The organism is Flavobacteriales bacterium, assembly GCA_026129465.1.
Taxonomy (GTDB): domain Bacteria; phylum Bacteroidota; class Bacteroidia; order Flavobacteriales_F; family PHOS-HE28; genus PHOS-HE28.
The window spans coordinates 1-2,413 of record JAHCIA010000003.1 but is presented as its reverse complement, the minus strand read 5'-3'; the positions used below and the strand labels follow the sequence as shown (position 1 = coordinate 2,413).

Sequence of the window (2,413 nt, the reverse complement as noted above, 5' to 3'; positions counted from 1 at the left end):
GTTGAACGAAGCCGCTACGCGGCGGCGTGGAGCGGGAGCGCCACGGCCCAAGGCCCGGTCGGGGCCGCCAAGGTCAGTTGGAGATTTCATCACGCGCTGCGCTCCGGTATTCTGGGCGGCGTCCGGGCGGCTGATGGGCCGCCCCGGACCCCGACACCGAACTAACATTATTCAACACGACCATGCATAAAAAAAGTCCGTCCCGCACGCAATCCTCAATTCCTTCGCCGACGACCTGAAGCTCCTGCCCGTCGGGCCCCGCACCGAACAGGCCTACCACGCCTGCGTTCGACAGCTCGGCGAACACTTCAACTGTTCTCCCGATCAGATCAGCCCCGAACAGCTCCGCCAGTACTTCATTCATCTCAAGACCGTCAAGCAGGTCGCCCGGCCGACCGCCACCCAGGCCCTCTGCGCCATCAAGCTTTTCTGGGAGAAAACCCTCCGCCGCCCCTGGCCCGCCGAGGTGGCACTGGTCCGCGCCGATCCCCAGTTCAAACTGCCCGTCATCCTCGCGGCCGCCGAGGTGCGCCGCCTTCTCGAGCGCGTGCCCGCCCTGGATCATCGCGTCGCGCTGACGACGATTTACTCCTGCGGCCTGCGCCTGGGCGAAGCCCTCAAGCTGGAGGTGGGCGACATTGATTCGGGACGCATGTTCCTGCACATCCGCGGCGGCAAGGGCAACAAGGACCGCTACGTCCCGCTGCCGCAACGCACGTTGGAACTCTTGCGGCAACACTGGAAGACCCATCGCCATCCGCGCCTGCTCTTCCCGGCCAAGGGGCGTTCCGGCCAGGGCGCCGCCACCGCCACCCGCCCGCTGGATCGTTCCACGCTGCAACGGGCCTTCCGCCTGGCGCTCACAGCCAGCGGCATCCGCAAGGCCGCCCACATCCACACGTTGCGCCATTCCTACGCCACCCACTTGCTGGAGCAGGGCGAGAACCTGCGTCAACTCCAGGTCAACCTCGGCCATCACAGTCCCAACGTGACGGTGATCTACACGCATCTGACGAGTCTCTGCCAGACCCAGCATCAACGACGGCTCAACACGTTCATGGCCGATCTCTGAGGCCGGGTCATGTCCGCGCCCGTCGGTTCCACCGAGGGCACGGTGCGTCTGCACGAGGTGCTGGTTCAACACGGACCGGCCTACCTCGCACGCTTTGGCGCCACGATGCCCGCCCGGCAACGCGAAGTGTTGCGTAAGCTGCTCCCGTGTCGCACCCCGGCCCTGGGCGGCGCCCTGCATCACTGTCCGCGCTGCGGTCAGCGCCACTTCACCTACCACTCGTGCAACGACCGGCATTGTCCGCAGTGCGGGCGGGAGGAGTCGGAAGAATGGCTGGCGGCGCAAGCAGCGTGGCTGCTGCCCGTGCCCTACTTCCTGGTGACGTTCACGGTGCCGGAGGCGTTGCGCGGTTGGTTGCGGCGTCATCCGGCCTTGGGCTACGACCGGTTGTTTGACGCCAGCGCGCAGGCGTTGCAGGACCTGGCGCAGAGCCGGCTCGGGGCCACGCTGGGGATGCTGGGCGTGTTGCACACCTGGAGCCGCACCCTCATTCACCATCCGCACATCCACTTCCTCGTGGCGGGTGGGGGGTTGAGTTTGGACCAGCGCCGGTGGGTGAGCGCCAAACCCAACTTCCTGCTGCCGGTCAAGGCGTTGAGCGACCGTTGCCGGAATCTGTTTCGGCAGGGACTGGAGCAACAGGCGCCGGACGCACTGCGCCACATCTCCGCCAGTGTGTGGAAGCAGCGCTGGGTGGTGCATAGCGCGGCGGTGGGCGCGGGCGAACCGGCGTTGCGTTACCTGAGCCGCTACGTCTTTAAGACGGCGACAGGCAATCGGGCGTTGCCCGTGCAACCCGACGGCCGGCTGCGCTGGCGCTATCGCGAGAGCGCCACCCGGGCGTGGCGGCACGTGGACCTCGAACCGTTCGAGTTGATCCGGCGCTTTCTGCAGCACGTGCTGCCGCGGGGCTTTCATCGCGTGCGCCGCTTCGGCTGGTGGCATCCGGGCGGACGGGGGAAGCTCAACCGCGTGCGCGCGTTGTTGCACCAGTCGCCGGTGCTCACCGCGGCCGAAGCAGCCGCGTGGCAACCGCCGACCGGAGCCGGGCCCGAACCGGCGGACCCTCAACCTTGCACCCGCAACCCGCCACCCCTCCAGTGCGCGCGGTGCGGCGGGGTGCTGGTGCTGGTGGAACGCTGGCGACCGGGACAACGTCCGGCCAGGCGCGGTCAAGACCGGGCGCCGCCCTGACGGGATGCCGCTTCGTGTTCAAGGTTCGAGGGTTGGGGCGCGCCCGGCGGAAAACGCGCGGGCGACGTGGACCGGGGCGGTGTGCCCGGGGCGTGCCGGGGCAGCGGGCGCAGGCGATTTTGACCGGAAGCAAGACCCTGGTGTGAG

2 protein-coding genes and 1 pseudogene are annotated in these 2,413 nt (G+C 68.1%); all 3 read left to right on the top strand.

Translation table 11 applies throughout. The features are described from left to right. The first annotated feature begins 211 nt into the window (after positions 1 to 211). Positions 212 to 460 (top strand): annotated as a pseudogene (locus tag KIT10_16270) (phage integrase N-terminal SAM-like domain-containing protein). 6 nt (positions 461 to 466) lie between these two features. Continuing rightward, a complete protein-coding gene (locus tag KIT10_16265; protein ID MCW5900814.1) occupies positions 467 to 1,072 on the top strand; it encodes a tyrosine-type recombinase/integrase in 606 nt (201 codons plus the stop codon). 9 nt (positions 1,073 to 1,081) lie between these two features. After that, positions 1,082 to 2,266 (top strand): transposase, encoded by a 1,185-nt coding sequence (locus KIT10_16260; protein ID MCW5900813.1) that lies wholly within the window; start codon positions 1,082 to 1,084, stop codon positions 2,264 to 2,266. Positions 2,267 to 2,413 lie beyond the last annotated feature (147 nt).